Below are 14,487 nucleotides of genomic sequence, written 5' to 3'. Positions count from 1 at the left end.
CTGCTCCCGGGCAGCGGCCCCGGGCCCGGTCTACTCCGCGACGCGGGCGGCGATGTCGGTACGGAAGTGCGACCCCTCGAGCGTGATCCGGCCGATGGCCTCGTACGCGCGCTCGCGGGCGGTGGGGAAGTCCGCCGCCACGGCGACGACGTTCAGCACGCGGCCACCGGTCGCGATGAGGGATCCGCCGGGGGCGTCCGGGCTCGCGGTCGCGGCGTGCACGAGACGCACCCCCTCGACGGCCGCGGCGTCGGCCAGGCCCTCGATCGGGCGGCCGGTCTGCGGTGCGTCGGGGTAGCCCTCGCTCGCGAGCACGACGGTGATGGCGACGTCGTCGCTGAAGACCGGCTCCGGCTGGTCTTCGAGAGTGCCGGATGCCGCGGCGAACAGCAGCTCCGACAGGGGGGTCGTCAGCCGCGGCAGCACGATCTGTGTCTCGGGGTCGCCGAACCGTGCGTTGAACTCGATCACGCGCACGCCGGCCGGCGTGAGGATGAGTCCCGCGTAGAGCAGGCCGATGAACGGGGTGCCCTCGCTGTCGAGCTGACGGATCACCGGCAGCGCGACGTCGCGGGTGACCTCCTCGACGAATGCCTGCTCGCTGCCGAAGTCGTCGGCGAGCCAGGGGAGAGGCGAGTACGCGCCCATCCCGCCGGTGTTGGGGCCTTCGTCGCCGTCGAGCGCCCGCTTGAAGTCCTGCGCGGGGCTGAGCGCGCGCACGGTGTCGCCGTCGCTCAGGAAGAACAGCGACACCTCGGGGCCGGAGAGGAACTCCTCGATCAGCACGGGGCCGGACGGCAGGTAGTTCTCGGCGTGGGCGAGCGCGTCGCCCCGATCGGATGTGACGATGACGCCCTTGCCCGCCGCGAGACCGTCGGCCTTCACCACGTAGGGGGCGCCGAGGTCGTCGAACGCGGCCTCGACCTCTGCGCTGGTGGTGGCGCGGACCGCGCGACCGGTGGGCACGCCCGCGGCATCCATGATCCGCTTCGCGAACGACTTCGACCCCTCGAGCTGAGCCGCCGCCTTCCCGGGGCCGAACACCGGGATCCCGTGCGCGCGAAGCACGTCGGCGACGCCGGCGACCAGCGGGGCCTCGGGGCCGATGACGACGAGGTCGATGCCCTGCTCGTTGGCGAAGGTGGTCACCGCGGCGCCGTCGAGCACGTCGAGCGTGACGGGGATCGCGTCGTGCGCCATGCCCGCGTTGCCGGGGGCGACGAAGACCTCGTGCTCCGCCTTCTCTGCTCGCAGAGCGAGGATGATCGCGTGCTCACGGGCACCGGAACCGAGGACGAGAATCTTCACGCATCCAGACTACCGAGGCCCGCGCGCGGGTTTCGGCGGGATGCGAGCGCGTGCACGACTCCGCACAGAACCGTGCACGGGGCCTGGACCGGACACATTCGCGGCCGGTGAGCACATCGGTGCTGAATCGTGAACGTGAAAGAGGCGAGGACTCAGAGGTCGATCGGGCGCTCGAGCGACCGATCCCACTCCCGCGTCCACCCGGCCGCGTCGAACAGCGCGTCGAGCACCATCGCGGTGAACCCCCACACGATCGTCCCGTCGACGTCGAAGGCGGGGCCCTTCCAGGTGCGCCCCAGCCGGTGCAGCGTCGAGGTGAACCGGGTCGCGGGGTCGAGCAGCTGAGCCACCGGCACCCGGAACACGTCGACCGTCTCGGCATGATCCACCGCCGCGACGCGTGACGGTGAGCGCCACCACCCCAGCACCGGTGTCACCACATGATTGCTCGCCGCCAGCGGAAGCTCGGCCAGCGTCGCGAGCACGTCGACGCCCGAGGGATCCAGACCCGTCTCCTCCTCGGCCTCACGGAGCGCCGTGGCCACGGCATCCGAATCCTGCTCCTCACGTCGGCCGCCCGGGAACGACACCTGCCCCGGATGCGACGACAGGGTGGCGGCGCGGCGCTGCAGCAGCACGTCGAGGTCGGCGGCGACGGTCAGCTCGTCGGTCTGCGCCGGGATGCTGTCGAGCCTGCCGAACAGCACCAGCACGGACGCCGCGTGGGCGGGGCCGACGATCGGCGGGAAGGGGCGAGCCCAGGCATCCGCACTCCGGGCGGCGGCCAGCAGCTCGGCGCGTGCGCCGGGCAGGGCATCGGAGGTCTGGCTCATCGCCTCGAGCATATTCCCGTGTGCGCGAGGTGAGGCGGTCGGCGCGTCGACGATCCGGAGCGGGCCCTCCGTTCCGCACAGCGCGGCGTAGCCTGGGCACATGCCCCCGAGGAAGATCGACATCATCGACGGACGCGCGGCCCTCGACGCGGTGCGACGAGCGGATGCCGTGGGCGAGAAGCCGGCGCGCACGGCCCTGGCCACGGCGGTGCGCTACCTGCTGCAGCTGCTCGACGAGAAGGCCCCGGGCAACAGTGTCGAGGTGCGCGTGCCCCCGTTCGGCGCGGTGCAGGTGATCCAGGGGCCCCGGCACACACGAGGAACGCCCCCGAATGTCGTCGAGATGGATGCCGCGACCTGGATCGCCGTCGCGACGGGTGCGGAGCACTGGGTCGATGCGGCGTCCTCGGGCCGCGTCAGTGCCTCGGGCACACGGGCCGACCTCGCTGACGTGCTCCCGCTGCGCCCCTGACGTCCGCCGGAGTCGTGGTCGTTCGCGTCGGGCGATGAGAGCGGCAGCGCGCTGCCTCCGCAGAACTCGTGGCCTGAGCCGCGCTCGATGCCTGAGCGGCACCGCGTTGCCCGCGCAGAACCTCTGGCCTGAGCCGGACACCCCGTTGCCCGAGCAGAATCCCTCTCCGCAGGCGGCCGCGCGAGGTCGCCAACGGTGGGACAATGGACTCATGTCCTCCCCCGATTCCCCCCAGACGGTCGAGGCGACCGTCCGCCGTGTGCCGCGCTTCGGCGTGTTCATGGGCATCGGCGTCGTGCTCGGCATCATCGCCGCCGGCATCCTCACGATGGTGGGCAGCTACGAGCCGTCCGACGCTGTCAACGTCGTCTACCCTCCGGGCCAGGTCTTCGGCTTCCTGCTGCTGTGGACGGTGCCGATCGGCTTCGCGCTCGGCAGCGTCGTGGCCCTCATCCTCGAGCGCACGGCGCGTCGGCACGACCGGGTCGTGCACGTCGAGCACGAGACGATCATCGAGAGCGACTGACACCCGCCTCGCGGATCAGGCCAGCTCCGCGATGATCGGTCGGATCGCCGCGTCGAACGACACCACGTCGCGTCGCAGGCCGTCGGTCACCGCGACCGTCAGGGCGCCGACCCACCAGATGCCCCGCTGCGAGAACGGCAGCACCTGGACGTTGAGCTCGAACGAATGCGCCCGTCGACCGACGTCGCGCTCGAACTCGGCGATGGCGCTCGCGTAGGCGCGGTACGCGTCGCCGCCGATGGTGCCGCCCGTCGAGCGGCTCCCCATCGAGCTGCGGATCGAGGCGACGTATCTGTCGTGCGCCACGCGTGCGAAGTGCAGGGCGGAATCGGCCTGCGGTGCGATCGCCGCGGTCAGCTCCTCGGCGCCGGTCGCGGGGAGGGCGACGAGCGTGTCGAACCCTTCGACGAGCTCGAGCGGCACCCCCGAGGGATGCGCCCTGGGCTCGACCGTCATGTCCCAGTACTCGCGCCATTGCTTCTCGAGGCTCGGTGTGACCTCGGCGGCATCCGGCGCGCGCACCGGCAGGTCGCGCAGGCTCGGGAGGTCTTCGGGAACCCGGATGCCGAGCGACTGCCGCAGCGCGAGCGCGACGAGGACGGGAACGCTCGCGTCCTCGCGGATCAACCATTGCGGCTTGTCGGCCATGGCCCCATCGTAGGAGACGCTTACGTCATCACGGCAGTGTCGACCGAGGAAGCGTCCAGCATCCGCGGTCGAGTGACGGGGAATGATGGAGAGGCGCAGGATCACATCCGGACGATGGCTCCTGGTGAGACCCGTCGCCTCCCGGGCGCTAGGCTGGAGGGGTGGCTGCCTCCCCCACCAATCCCTATTCCGAAGCCGGCGTCGACACCGCTGCAGGTGATCTCGCCGTCGAGCTGATGAAGTCGTCCGTGCGCGCGACGCACGGTCCTGAAGTGCTGGGCGGTGTGGGCGGATTCGCCGGCCTGTTCGACGCCAGCGCGCTGCGCGACTTCCGCCGACCGCTGCTCGCCACCAGTACCGACGGCGTCGGCACCAAGGTCGCCATCGCGCAGGCCATCGACAAGCACGACACGATCGGCCAGGACCTGGTCGGCATGGTCGTCGACGACATCGTCGTGGTGGGAGCGAAGCCGCTCTTCATGACCGACTACATCGCCTGCGGCAAGGTCTTCCCGCAGCGCATCGCCGACATCGTGCGCGGTATCGCCGAGGCGTGCACCGCCACGGGCACCGCGCTCGTCGGCGGCGAGACCGCCGAGCACCCCGGGCTCCTCGGACCCCGCGACTACGACGTCGCGGGTGCGGCGACCGGTGTCGTCGAGGCCGACGGCATCCTCGGCGCCGATCGCGTGCAGGACGGAGACGTGGTCCTCGGGGTCGCGTCGAGCGGTCTGCACTCCAACGGCTACTCGCTCGTGCGTCACATCGTGACGAACGCGGGCATCGGCTACGGCGACAACGCCGCCGACTTCGGCATGACGTGGGGCGAGGCCCTGCTCGAGCCGACCCGTCTCTACACGCTTCCCCTGCTGCGTCTCATCGAGAAGCTCGGCCCTTCGACAGGCTCAGGAACTGGTGGCGTGCATGCGCTCAGCCACGTCACCGGTGGCGGCATCGCGGCGAACCTCGCCCGTGTGCTCCCTCAGGGCAGCTGGGCCGAGGTCGACCGCAGCACGTGGTCGCCGAGCCCGATCTTCCGGGTGCTCAGCGACATCGCGGGTTCGACGCTGGAGTCGGCCGAGGGCACCTGGAATCTCGGCATCGGCTTCCTCGCGATCATCTCGGCGGATGCGAAGGATGCGGCGATCGCCGCCCTCGCGGCCGAGGGCATGCCCGCATGGCAGGTCGGCACGGTGGGCTTCGGAGCCCGCCCGTCCGGCGAGTTCGAACAGGGCGCCAAGGGCGTCGACGGCGGAGCGGTGCGCCTGATCGGCGCCTACGCGGACGGAGCGAAGTAAGAGTCCATGTGCGGCATCGTCGGAATGGTGGGCTCTGCCCCGGTCAATCAGGACATCTACGACGCACTCCTGCTGCTGCAGCACCGCGGCCAGGATGCGACGGGAATCGCCACCGCTGAGGCGAACGGCGTCATGCACAACGCCAAGGCGCAGGGCATGGTCCGCGAGGCGTTCCGCACCCGCGACATGCGCGCGCTGCTGGGCAACGTCGGACTCGGACACGTGCGCTACGCGACCAAGGGCACCGCGTCGAACGAGGAGGAGATGCAGCCGTTCTACGTGAACGCGCCGTACGGCATCATCCTCATCCACAACGGCAACCTCACCAACACCCGTGAGCTCACCGCCGACATGGCCCAGCGTGACCGCCGCCACCTCAACTCCTCCAGCGACACCGAGCTGCTGCTCAACGTGCTCGCCGGCGAGCTGCAGAACACCACGTCGACGGTCGACCTCGACTCCGAGCGGATCTTCGAGGCGGTCGAGCGCACGCACGAGCGCATCGAGGGCGCCTACGCGGTGATCGCGGTGATCGCCGGGTACGGTCTGCTGGCGTTCCGCGATCCCTTCGGCATCCGTCCGCTGATCCTCGGCCGTCGTCCGTCGACGGTCGTCGGAGCGGAGGGGCGCGACGAGTGGGTCGTGGCCAGCGAGTCGCTCGTGCTCGAGAACGCCGACTACGAGGTCGTGCGCGAGATCGAGCCCGGCGAGGCGATCTTCATCACGAACGAGGGCGAGCTGCACAGCCGCCAGTGCGCGAAGGATGCCACGCTCGCACCGTGCGCGTTCGAGTACGTGTACCTCGCGCGTCCCGACTCGGTCATGAACGGCGTCTCGGTCTACGAGTCGCGTCTGCGCATGGGCGACAAGCTCGCCGACACCATCGCGAAGCACGTCCCCATGGACAAGATCGACGTGGTCATGCCGATCCCCGATTCCTCGCGTCCCGCGGCCATGGAGGTCGCGCGCAAGCTGGGCATCGAGTATCGCGAGGGCTTCTACAAGAACCGCTACGTGGGTCGCACCTTCATCATGCCGGGGCAGGCGGTGCGCAAGAAAAGCGTGCGGCAGAAGCTCAACGCCATGTCGACGGAGTTCCAGGGCAAGAACGTGCTGCTGATCGACGACTCGATCGTGCGCGGCACGACCTCGAGGGAGATCATCCAGATGGCCAGGGATGCCGGCGCCACGTCGGTGACGTTCGCCTCGGCGGCGCCCCCCGTGCGGTATCCGCACGTCTACGGCATCAACATGCCCTCGCGTCACGAGCTCATCGCGCACGGCCGCACCATCCCCGAGATCGCCGCCGAACTGGGCTGCGACCACCTGGTGTACCAGGAGGTCGAGGACCTCAAGGCCGCGATCACCGAGGGGTCGGTGCTCGACGATCTCGACATGAGCTGCTTCGACGGCCGGTATGTGACCGGCACCGTCTCCGACGAGTACCTCGCGTGGGTGGAGGGGTCGCAGACCTCGTGACCTCGGGTGCGCAGCCGCTGTGGCGTGGACGCGCGCTCGCCCTGATCGGCATCGTCCTGGTCGCGTTCTCGCTGCGATCGGCCGTCGCCTCGCTGTCGCCGGTGATCGACCATGTCGCCGAGGACTTCCCTGTCTCGTCGGTCGTCGTCGGCCTCATCGGGGCCGCTCCGCCGGTGTGCTTCGCCGTGTTCGGCCTGCTCACTCCGCTGTTCGAGCGGCGTTTCGGTCTCGAACGCGTCGCGGTCGTCGCGATCGCACTGATCGCGGCCGGTCTGCTGCTGCGCAGCCTCGCCGTCGACTCGACGTCGCTCCTCGCCGCCACCGCCGTGGTGTTCGCGGGCGTCGGCTCGGGGAACGTGCTGCTGCCGCCGCTGGTGAAGAAGTACTTCCCCGATCGCCTCGGGCTGATGATGACCGTGTACTCGACCACCATGGCCGTGTCGACGTTCGTCCCGCCGCTGGTCGCCGTTCCCCTCGCCGACACGGCGGGATGGCGCGTGTCTCTGGGGCTGTGGGGCGTGTTCGCCGCGATCGCCCTGGTGCCGTGGGTGACCATGCTGCTCGCGCACCGCACGACGGGCCCCGCGGCGAGCGTGCCGGCGTCGGGTTCGGCGTCGACGGATGCAGAGGCGGATGCCGACGCTGATGCCGCCTCGCTGGCGACCGGCCCGATCGGCACGTCGCCCGCCAACCCCCGGGTGTTCGGTCGACTGTGGCGCCTGCCCCTGGCATGGTCGATCGCGCTGGTCTTCGGGGCGTCGTCGACCGTGGCCTACGTCTCGTTCTCGTGGCTGCCCACCATCATGATCGACGTGGGCGGGGTCTCGCCCTCGAACGCGGGGCTGCTGCTGTCGCTGTTCGGCCTGATGGGGCTGCCGTGCTCGCTGATCGTGCCCGTCCTCATCGTGCGCTTCCAGGCGACGCGACCGGTGTTCTTCTTCGCGATCACCTCGGGACTGATCGGCCTCGTCGGATTCCTCTTCTTCCCGACCGTCGGGCTCCCGCTCTGGGTCGTGCTGTTCGGCCTCGCGCCGGCACTGTTCCCGGTCGCGCTGGTGCTGCTGAGCATCCGTGCCCGCACGCCCGAGAGCGCCGTCGCGCTGAGCGGTTTCGTGCAGAGCATCGGGTATGCCGTCGCGGCCGTGTTCCCCCTGCTGATCGGTCTGCTGCACGACGTGACCGACAGTTGGGTGATCCCCCTGTGGGTCCTGGTCGGTGTGCTGATCGTCGTCATCCCCGCGGGCTGGGTCGCCGGTCGGCGACGGACGATCGAGGAGGACTGGGAGCGCCGATACGGGCGGTGGTGACGCGCCCCTGACGGTGCCGCCAGGTCAAGCCGGCGCGGGAGTTCCCTGCGCGGTGGGCAGCCGCACCTCGTCGCCGAGCCTGATCGTGCCGGACGAGACCGAGCCCTCTGTCGTCGCGGGCAGCAGCAGGCGTCCCAGCGTCGGGTCCTCCTGAGCGAGGGCGCCGGTGAGGGTGGTGAGCACCTTGGCGTCGCGGATGCCGGTGTCGGGGTTCGCATGTGTCGCGAGACACCGCACGATGGGTCCCTCCGTCTGCAGCGTCACCTCGCCGATGCGCACCTCGCCCGACCAGTCGAGCTCCTCCCAGGCGTCGACGCCGTCGATCACGATGTTCGATCGGAAGCGGCGATCGTCGACGTCGATCCCGAGTGCGCCGCCCAGTGCGAGAGTGCTCGCTCGTCCATGCACCGAGATGAAGCCGCGAGCGCGGTCTTGGAAACGCGCCGTCTCACCGTCGCCGACGAGCACCAGCGGCAGACGACCCGGGCGCGAGAGCTTGCGGCCCTCGGGGGTGGCGAGGACGAACTCGGTGACGGCCTCGGCCAGCGCGGTGCGACCGTCGGCGTCGAGGCCGGCCTCGACCAGCAGGTCGCCGCCGTATTCGATCCGCACCCGACCGGAGGCATCGTCGTATCGGGTGCGGAGCGCGGCCACCGTGGGGAAGTCCTGCAGTGAGAGACCCCGCGCCTTCGGCCAGTGGTCCAGACCGTCGTCGCGCCGTTCCGGTGTCGCTGCGTCCGCGAACCGGAAGGCGAGGACACGGTCGCCGGCGACCCTGCCGTCGGACTGCACGTGCAGCTCCTCGACGGACTCGGCGGTGAAGCCCTTGAGGGGATGGCGGTACAGGGCGACCACGCGGGGCATCAGGGCATCCTCTCGGAGGGGCGACGACACGGGGAACCGGGCGCCGGGTACGACGAAACCCCCGCAGGTCGTGCGGGGGAGAAGTCGAACGGAGAGGCGATCAGGCCTTCTCTAGTTCATCCTCGTCTTCGTCTGCGTACTCGTCGGCCCACTTGTCGACGTACGCGTCTTCCGAGTCACTCGGGTGCGCGAGCTCACGTTCGAGCGCCGAGTAGTTCACCGACGGACTGAATGACTTCAGTTCGCGAGCGATCTTGGTGTGTTTCGCCTTTTGACGGCCACGGCCCATGCGCGAGACCCCCTCACGAGTTAAGCTGCGGGCAACGAAAGCCCGAGTCATTCACGACACCGGCTGAAGGCCGGTAAGAGTAGCATTCAGAATAGCACGCGGGCGGACCTCCCTGGCCCGTCGGCAGCCTGGTGAAGGGAGCGATCCTCATGACCGAGAGCAACGCCGAGCACGCCGATGAGGCGGCGCAGAACGCGACACTGCAGAAAGCAGTCATCGTCGGGATGCAACCGGGCCAGGCGCCCAGAGTCATCGAGGAGGCCGCGCGCTACGCCCGACTGTTGCGCGTGCCGCTCGTCGTGACCCATGTCGACGTCACGCGCTTCGTCACCTACGAGGATCCCGACGGATACGTGCATTCGGCCCCCATCGACGTCAACTTCGACGCGGGGACGGCCGAGTTCGAGGCGGTGCAGGCTCAGGCTGCCGCCGTGCTCGACGGATCGGGGCTCACCTGGACCGCGAGACAGCTCGTCGGGGATCCCGCCCTCGCCATCAAACAGCTCGCCCACCGCCTCGACGCGCAGCTGATCGTCGTCGGCACGCGCAAGCGGGGCATCGGCGAGTCGATCAGGGAGTTCTTCACGGGTTCGGTGGCGGCGCGACTCGCGCATCGTCAGCATCGGTCCGTGCTGGTGGTCCCGCTCGAGGAACCCGTGCCCGACACGCAGCCGGAGATCTGGACGGAGTAGGACGCGCGTTTCGTCTCGTCGCTGCGCTCCTCGCTCAACGAGCGGGGTGGATCCAGGCTCCTCGCTCAACGGGCGGGGTGGGTCCTGGCCGCTCGCTCAACGAGCGGAGTGGGTCCTGGCCGCTCGTTTAGCCTGCGGAGTGGGGCTGCACGGAGGGCGACGCGCGTTTCGTCTCGTCGCTGCGCTCCTCGCTCAACGGGCGGGGTGGGGTCCGGCTCCTCGCTCAACGAGCGGGGTGGGTCCTGGCCGCTCGCTCAACGGGCGGGGTGGGCCCGGGGTGGGGCCCGGTCGTTGAGCGAGCGGAGCGAGACGAAACGCGCAGTACGTCAGCGCCCCAGCGATGCGAGTGCGGTGGTGATGCCGCGGGCGGCGGCATCCAAGCCGTCCTCGAGCTGCGTCACCACGGATGCCGGCAACGTGCCGCCCTTCGCGATGTGGGTGCGCAGGTCGGTGCGCACCCGGGCGCGGAAGGCGTTGATGACGGCATCCGCTCGGTGCATCTCCTCGCGGGTGAGGGAGCGCTCGTCGTCGCCCGCACTGCGGGGGCGGGACGGCGATGCGGCGCGATCGTCCTTCGCCGCGGTGGCGAGGTCGGCACGGAGACTCTTCATGGCCTCCTTGACGCTCTGGCGCACCTCGTTGGCGATCAGCCGCACCGAATCGGTGAGCCCCGCTTCGATGCCGGCGAGGTCGCCTTCTCGTGAGGCGAGCTCGGCGCGTCCGGCGTCCGTGATCGCGTAGATCGTCGTGCGACCGTCGACGGTCTTGCTCACGAGACCCTCCTCCTCGAGCTTCGCCAGCCGGGGGTAGATCGTGCCGGCGCTGGGCGTGTACGTGCCACCGGTGCGGTCCGTCAGGGCCTGGATGATCCCGTACCCGTGCTGGGGTGCCTCGGCGAGCAGCGAGAGGAGGTAGAGCCTCAGGTCGCCGTGCGAGAAGACCGCAGGACTCATGCTTCCCACTCCGCATCGTCGGTGATGGATGCCGGCGAGCGGCGGAGCACCGTCACACCGCCGGAGACCGAGTTGGCGCGCAGGTCGACGAAGCGCCCGGCGAGCTCGCCGGTCGATCCGGTGTAGTTGCTGGGGCCCGACGTGTTGCGCTCCACGCCGTCGATGAGGAGGCGCCCGCTCAGCGAGCGGATGACGTAGTTCGCGGCGAGCGACTCGTCGAGGCGCACCGTCGTGCCGCCGGACACCGAGTTCACGGTGATGGTGTTGACGTCTCCCGCGGCGTCGACCAGCGTCGAGCCGGATACGATGTCGACGGTCGCACGACGGACGGTGCCGGTGACGGCGACGTCGCCCGAGACGCTGTTCGCGCTGATCGATCCGGTCAGCCCGCGCACCTGCACGTCGCCGGACACCGAGTTGACCGTGAGGTCGCCGATCAGGGTGTCGACGATGAGGTCGCCCGAGACGGTGTTCAACCGTGCGTCGTTGCGGATGCCCGACACCAGCGCGCCGGCGCTCACGACGCCCAGGTTCAGGGCGATCGAGCGGGGGACCGCGACGCTGACCTCGGCCTTGGGTCCTCCGGAGCCGAAGTTGCGGAACACCTCGAGGAAGTTGTCCCAGCCGAGCTGCGGGTGGTCGATCTCGACCTCGCCGTCGTTCGCCTCGATGCGCAGGTCCTTGGTGGTGACACCGTGCACCTCGATGCGGATGCCGGGTTCGTCGTGCGCGATGACATCGACCTGACCGCCGACCAGGCCGATCTTCAGTCGGGTGACGTTCTCGATGTCGATCACGCGTTCTTCGCCGGGGGCGACGAGCCACTTCTCGGTCATGTCTGCTTCTCCTGTGTTGAGCGATCACGATATATCGTGTTTGGTCAGAGTAACACGATATATCTCGACTCTGTCAACCCCTCTTTCGCTGTGCGACCCCGCGTGCCGCACGCCGAGAGAGGGTGACGGAGAGCACGGTTCTCCCGTCGCCGAAGACCGGGACGAGGAAGACGGCGTGCGCCAGGTACCAGAGGTGCAGGTGCGACTGCGGGGCCAGCAGCAGGAGCGCTGCGCCCACGGCGACGCAGATGCCGGGCCCGGCGAGAGCCGCGAGAACCGCATCGCGCCCGCTGATCCGGCCGTGCGCACTGACCGACAGTCGCCAGAGTGTGCGCTCGAGGGTGATCGCCGTGACCCCTTCCGCGCGCGAGAGCACGAACAGGTGCCCGAGCTCGTGCAGGCCGAAGGAGCAGCAGAGTCCGAGGACGTACTGCACAGCGAGTGCGGCCACTGCATCCGCTATCCCCGTCTGCTCGGTGACGGCGGCAAGGGCGGTGGTCGCCGCGACCAGCGCGCCGAAGGCGAGGTGAAGAGGCCATGCCGCGAGGAGAAGCCAGCGGCAGACGAGGCCCGCGCCGACTCGCTCGGCACGGGCCGACCACATCTCACCGACCCCCGGCGAGGAGGTATCTGCGCCGCTCGACGAGCGCATCGTGCACGGCGAACACGGCGAGGATGAACACCGTCACCACGAGGATGCTGAGGATGATCGGCAGCGGGTCGTTCAGCCCTGCTCCCAACTGGGTGGGCCCGTCAGCGCTCGGATGCACCTCGACGAAGACCGCCCCGAAGAAGCCGAGCCGTCGGCCCTCCGTCGATCCTTCCGCGAACATCAACCAGATCGCGGTGGCGATCGCCGCCCCCGCGGTGACGACGAGCGCTCCGACCGCGCTCACGGCGGTCCTCAACAACCACTTCATGACGAGCGGTCCTTTCTGTTCTGTCCATCCCTGCGATGGAGAGTGCGGCGGAGAGGAGGGTGAGGAAGACCATCACCCCGACGGTGAACGGAGCCGGGAGCCCGAGGAGGTTCGTGCCGAGCATGATCGTCCCCACCACCAGCCCCGCGATGGCGACGCCGGCGATCACGGAGAACGGGTTGCCCTTCTCGGGAGGGAAGGCGATCCCGGCGAGGGTCAGGACGACGATGTTGGACGCCGCGAAGCCGATGACGGTGAGGATGGCGTCGGCGGGCGCTCCGGTGAGGGCCGAGAGAGCGCTCATCGGGACTGCGATCAGCGCGAGCGTCGCCAGCTGCGGGCCGAGGATCAGGAGATAGCGCATCGACGGGCCGTGCCGCCGTGGCCCGGTGGCACGCAGCGACTCGGTCGAGACGAAGGAGTAGACGGACTGCACCGAGACGGCGATGAGCAGGAGGGGCGGGAGGCGGACGTTCGCGAGGAAGAGGGCGTACGACCCTGCCAGGGCCAGGCCGATCACGGTGATGGTCTCGATCGCCCGGATGTGGGCCGAGAAGTAGACGCCGAACTCCGTCGACCCGAACAGGCGGGGGACGACGGCGAAGCGCCGCGTCGGCTCGAACTGCCGAGGCGCCATCGCGATGACCGCGAGCATGAGCAGCGCGACGCAGGGGGCCCACACCGAGAGCGCGGCGATCAGTCCGTGTGCCGCGGAGATGTCGGCGAACACGAGCGAGGGGGCGAAGTAGTCGTCGCCCTGACCCACCGCCGCGAAGAGCACCGGCTCGGACTGTGCCGACACTCCGAGATAGACGACGGCCATGGCGGCCGCGAGTGCCACCGGCACGAGGAAGGCGCGGAGCCGGGCGAGACGGATGCGCAGGAGCAGTCGCTCGAGCGCCAGGTAGGCGACGCTCGTCAGCAGGTAGGCGACGACCGCCGGCAGGATCACGCAGGTCAGGATGTCGTCGAGGATGCCGACGCCGCCGATCGACAGCGCGCCGGAGACGACGGCGCCGAGCGCGAACGTGACGGCGATCGCGACGAGCAGCGTCTCGAAGAGCAGCACGCCGAGGCCGCGCGCCCGATTGGTCAGCGGGAAGGAGAAGGTGAGCTCGATCAGATCGCCGGCCTTCAGGAACAGCACCCGCACCACGGTGAACGCCGTGAGCACCCAGAGCGGTATCGAGACGCCCACGACACGCAGCAGGGGAGGGAGCTGCTCGGGCTCGACGATCAGCTGTCGCAGGGCGAGCACCCCGAACGCGCAGAAGCCCAGGAACGCCGCCGCGACTGCGGCGACGAGCACCCAGCGGACGGCCGTGATGCGGAGCATGCCGCGGCGGAGGATGCGTCGGACGAGGAATGTCCAGAGGAAGCCGGCCAGCTGCAGCGACGGCCTCATGGCGATTCCTGCGTGCGGGCGATCGCGATCGCCCGCCTGACCAGCGCGTCGACCGATCCGACGTCGTCGAGTACGCGTGCGGTGGGGAGGTCGAACACGATCTCGCCCCGTCACAGCACGATCACGCGGTCGCAGACGTTCTCGAGGAGGCGGAAGTCGTGGCTGCACAGCAGCAGTCCCCGGTCGTCTGCGATGCGGGCGGCATCGATCTCGAACTCGAACAGCGCGTCGACGTCGACGCCGTTGAGCGTCTCGTCGATGATCGTGAGCGGTCTGCCCAGCGAGAGCGCCGAGACGAGCTGGATCTTCTTGCGCATTCCGTGCGAGTAGTCCTCGATGAGGTCGAACTGCCGCGCACCCATCTGATAGCGGTCGAGCAGGTCGTCGACGGCGGCGGCGTCGGGAGTCGTCCGGTAGAGACGATGCATCAGCTCGATGTACTCGCGGCCGGTCAGGAACTGCGGCAGGGTGTCGTTGCTCGCGATGTAGCAGAGCTGTTCGCGCGACGCACGGGTGTGGTTCGGGCGGCCGTCGATGGTGACGCTGCCCCGTCGCACCTGCAACAGGTCTGCCACGAGGCGGATGAGCGTCGACTTGCCCGAGCCGTTCGGCCCGACCAGACCGACTCTCTCGCCCGGCGCGAGCGAGAACGAGATG

Annotated in this window: 17 protein-coding genes; 6 read left to right on the top strand and 11 right to left on the bottom strand. The window is 69.6% G+C overall.

The genetic code is table 11. The annotated features are described in order from the left end of the window. Positions 1 to 30: 30 nt before the first annotated feature. Both purD and ABTZ43_RS08245 read right to left on the bottom strand, forming a co-directional pair. On the bottom strand, positions 31 to 1,308 hold the full coding sequence (purD, locus tag ABTZ43_RS08250) for a phosphoribosylamine--glycine ligase (protein WP_056413511.1): 1,278 nt from the start codon (positions 1,306 to 1,308) through the stop codon (positions 31 to 33). A gap of 152 nt (positions 1,309 to 1,460) precedes the next feature. Further along, entirely contained in the window at positions 1,461 to 2,141 is a 681-nt protein-coding gene (locus ABTZ43_RS08245) for an NUDIX hydrolase (RefSeq protein ID WP_350538464.1), read from the bottom strand. Positions 2,142 to 2,241: 100 nt separating this feature from the next. On the opposite strand from ABTZ43_RS08245, the gene ABTZ43_RS08240 reads away from it, so the two are divergent. Next, on the top strand, positions 2,242 to 2,613 hold the full coding sequence (locus tag ABTZ43_RS08240; RefSeq protein ID WP_253385350.1) for a sterol carrier family protein: 372 nt from the start codon (positions 2,242 to 2,244) through the stop codon (positions 2,611 to 2,613). A 211-nt stretch (positions 2,614 to 2,824) separates the two neighbouring features. Continuing rightward, positions 2,825 to 3,139 carry a hypothetical protein gene (locus ABTZ43_RS08235; protein ID WP_056413504.1) on the top strand — a complete coding sequence of 105 codons (315 nt, stop codon included), beginning with the start codon at positions 2,825 to 2,827 and terminating at the stop codon, positions 3,137 to 3,139. Positions 3,140 to 3,154: 15 nt separating this feature from the next. On the opposite strand, the gene ABTZ43_RS08230 is transcribed toward ABTZ43_RS08235, so the two are convergent. After that, positions 3,155 to 3,787 (bottom strand): hypothetical protein, encoded by a 633-nt coding sequence (locus tag ABTZ43_RS08230; RefSeq protein ID WP_056413500.1) that lies wholly within the window; start codon positions 3,785 to 3,787, stop codon positions 3,155 to 3,157. A 161-nt stretch (positions 3,788 to 3,948) separates the two neighbouring features. Between ABTZ43_RS08230 and purM the strand changes: the two genes are divergently transcribed. From purM to ABTZ43_RS08215, 3 genes are read left to right on the top strand one after another with little or no spacing between them, the layout of a single operon-like run. Then, entirely contained in the window at positions 3,949 to 5,085 is a 1,137-nt protein-coding gene (gene purM / locus ABTZ43_RS08225; protein WP_350538462.1) for a phosphoribosylformylglycinamidine cyclo-ligase, read from the top strand. A 6-nt stretch (positions 5,086 to 5,091) separates the two neighbouring features. Next, positions 5,092 to 6,564 (top strand): amidophosphoribosyltransferase, encoded by a 1,473-nt coding sequence (purF, locus tag ABTZ43_RS08220; RefSeq protein WP_056413495.1) that lies wholly within the window; start codon positions 5,092 to 5,094, stop codon positions 6,562 to 6,564. Then, the gene (locus ABTZ43_RS08215) at positions 6,537 to 7,871 is read left to right on the top strand and encodes an MFS transporter (protein ID WP_350538461.1); all 1,335 of its coding nucleotides are present in this window, start codon (positions 6,537 to 6,539) and stop codon (positions 7,869 to 7,871) included. The genes purF and ABTZ43_RS08215 overlap by 28 nt, the downstream gene beginning before the upstream one ends. 24 nt (positions 7,872 to 7,895) lie before the next feature. Here ABTZ43_RS08215 and ABTZ43_RS08210 read toward each other — a convergent pair whose 3' ends face one another. Then, positions 7,896 to 8,735, bottom strand: a complete 840-nt coding sequence (locus ABTZ43_RS08210; protein ID WP_350538460.1) for an MOSC domain-containing protein — start codon at positions 8,733 to 8,735, stop codon at positions 7,896 to 7,898. A 100-nt stretch (positions 8,736 to 8,835) separates the two neighbouring features. Further along, positions 8,836 to 9,024 (bottom strand): DUF3073 domain-containing protein, encoded by a 189-nt coding sequence (locus ABTZ43_RS08205; RefSeq protein WP_045254362.1) that lies wholly within the window; start codon positions 9,022 to 9,024, stop codon positions 8,836 to 8,838. A gap of 149 nt (positions 9,025 to 9,173) precedes the next feature. Between ABTZ43_RS08205 and ABTZ43_RS08200 the strand changes: the two genes are divergently transcribed. Next, on the top strand, positions 9,174 to 9,716 hold the full coding sequence (locus ABTZ43_RS08200) for a universal stress protein (protein WP_056418976.1): 543 nt from the start codon (positions 9,174 to 9,176) through the stop codon (positions 9,714 to 9,716). Between the two features lie 326 nt (positions 9,717 to 10,042). Here ABTZ43_RS08200 and ABTZ43_RS08195 read toward each other — a convergent pair whose 3' ends face one another. The 6 genes from ABTZ43_RS08195 to ABTZ43_RS08170 all read right to left on the bottom strand — a co-directional run. Then, positions 10,043 to 10,669: a PadR family transcriptional regulator gene (locus tag ABTZ43_RS08195; RefSeq protein WP_149424028.1), complete on the bottom strand. Its 627-nt coding sequence runs from the start codon at positions 10,667 to 10,669 to the stop codon at positions 10,043 to 10,045. Beyond that, positions 10,666 to 11,505, bottom strand: coding sequence for a DUF4097 family beta strand repeat-containing protein (locus tag ABTZ43_RS08190; RefSeq protein WP_056413485.1), 840 nt, complete (start codon positions 11,503 to 11,505; stop codon positions 10,666 to 10,668). Before ABTZ43_RS08190 ends, ABTZ43_RS08195 begins: the two co-directional genes overlap by 4 nt. Positions 11,506 to 11,578: 73 nt before the next feature. Continuing rightward, positions 11,579 to 12,109, bottom strand: coding sequence for a hypothetical protein (locus ABTZ43_RS08185; RefSeq protein WP_350538458.1), 531 nt, complete (start codon positions 12,107 to 12,109; stop codon positions 11,579 to 11,581). Position 12,110: 1 nt separating this feature from the next. Continuing rightward, positions 12,111 to 12,275, bottom strand: a complete 165-nt coding sequence (locus ABTZ43_RS08180; protein ID WP_350538457.1) for a hypothetical protein — start codon at positions 12,273 to 12,275, stop codon at positions 12,111 to 12,113. After that, positions 12,259 to 13,830 carry a hypothetical protein gene (locus ABTZ43_RS08175; RefSeq protein WP_350538456.1) on the bottom strand — a complete coding sequence of 524 codons (1,572 nt, stop codon included), beginning with the start codon at positions 13,828 to 13,830 and terminating at the stop codon, positions 12,259 to 12,261. The genes ABTZ43_RS08180 and ABTZ43_RS08175 overlap by 17 nt, the downstream gene beginning before the upstream one ends. Before the next feature lie 110 nt (positions 13,831 to 13,940). Then, positions 13,941 to 14,487 (bottom strand): ATP-binding cassette domain-containing protein (locus ABTZ43_RS08170; RefSeq protein WP_350538455.1); only part of this gene is annotated, 547 nt, incomplete at its 5' end.

This window comes from Microbacterium sp. NPDC097977 (assembly GCF_040302605.1).
In the GTDB taxonomy this organism is placed as follows: domain Bacteria; phylum Actinomycetota; class Actinomycetes; order Actinomycetales; family Microbacteriaceae; genus Microbacterium.
This window is presented reverse-complemented; position numbering and strand designations above follow the sequence as displayed.

What these genes read in the sequence shown, in the direction of transcription:
- ABTZ43_RS08245 (WP_350538464.1), bottom strand. Translation starts at nt 2,141, where the DNA reads ATGAGCCAGACCTCCGATGCCCTGCCCGGCGCACGCGCCGAGCTGCTG.
- ABTZ43_RS08240 (WP_253385350.1), top strand. Translation starts at nt 2,242, where the DNA reads ATGCCCCCGAGGAAGATCGACATCATCGACGGACGCGCGGCCCTCGAC.
- ABTZ43_RS08235 (WP_056413504.1), top strand. Translation starts at nt 2,825, where the DNA reads ATGTCCTCCCCCGATTCCCCCCAGACGGTCGAGGCGACCGTCCGCCGT.
- ABTZ43_RS08230 (WP_056413500.1), bottom strand. Translation starts at nt 3,787, where the DNA reads ATGGCCGACAAGCCGCAATGGTTGATCCGCGAGGACGCGAGCGTTCCC.
- purF (WP_056413495.1), top strand. Translation starts at nt 5,092, where the DNA reads ATGTGCGGCATCGTCGGAATGGTGGGCTCTGCCCCGGTCAATCAGGAC.
- ABTZ43_RS08210 (WP_350538460.1), bottom strand. Translation starts at nt 8,735, where the DNA reads ATGCCCCGCGTGGTCGCCCTGTACCGCCATCCCCTCAAGGGCTTCACC.
- ABTZ43_RS08205 (WP_045254362.1), bottom strand. Translation starts at nt 9,024, where the DNA reads ATGGGCCGTGGCCGTCAAAAGGCGAAACACACCAAGATCGCTCGCGAA.
- ABTZ43_RS08200 (WP_056418976.1), top strand. Translation starts at nt 9,174, where the DNA reads ATGACCGAGAGCAACGCCGAGCACGCCGATGAGGCGGCGCAGAACGCG.
- ABTZ43_RS08195 (WP_149424028.1), bottom strand. Translation starts at nt 10,669, where the DNA reads ATGAGTCCTGCGGTCTTCTCGCACGGCGACCTGAGGCTCTACCTCCTC.
- ABTZ43_RS08190 (WP_056413485.1), bottom strand. Translation starts at nt 11,505, where the DNA reads ATGACCGAGAAGTGGCTCGTCGCCCCCGGCGAAGAACGCGTGATCGAC.
- ABTZ43_RS08185 (WP_350538458.1), bottom strand. Translation starts at nt 12,109, where the DNA reads ATGTGGTCGGCCCGTGCCGAGCGAGTCGGCGCGGGCCTCGTCTGCCGC.
- ABTZ43_RS08175 (WP_350538456.1), bottom strand. Translation starts at nt 13,830, where the DNA reads ATGAGGCCGTCGCTGCAGCTGGCCGGCTTCCTCTGGACATTCCTCGTC.